General features: G+C 49.8%; 1 pseudogene. It reads left to right on the forward strand.

The annotated features are described in order from the left end of the window. Positions 1–237: pseudogene (locus tag M6G53_RS25415) on the forward strand (IS4 family transposase); the annotation flags it as partial. Between the last annotated feature and the right edge of the window lie 12 nt (positions 238–249).

Genomic DNA, 249 nt, shown 5'->3' on the forward strand with positions numbered 1-249 from the left:
GAGGCGGGTGTTTTGCCGCGTCGGATAAGCTTTGTGGCAGCCCTGAATCTGTTGGTATCTCAGGTGAGGGTCAGCGACAGAGGAGCGCCGGGCAATATACCTAAGCATCTGAGAGGGATGAGGGAAAACGTAAAGGCCTTCATTCTGCCGGAAAAAAGAAAGCACCGAAGATATGATCGTTCGGTGCTTTATGTTCCGCCTAAATATCCATTCAGCTATAAGTCACGTGAGGCTTAAGTGAACGGCATT

This window comes from Serratia nevei (genome assembly GCF_024160145.1).
GTDB classification, from domain to species: domain Bacteria; phylum Pseudomonadota; class Gammaproteobacteria; order Enterobacterales; family Enterobacteriaceae; genus Serratia; species Serratia nevei_A.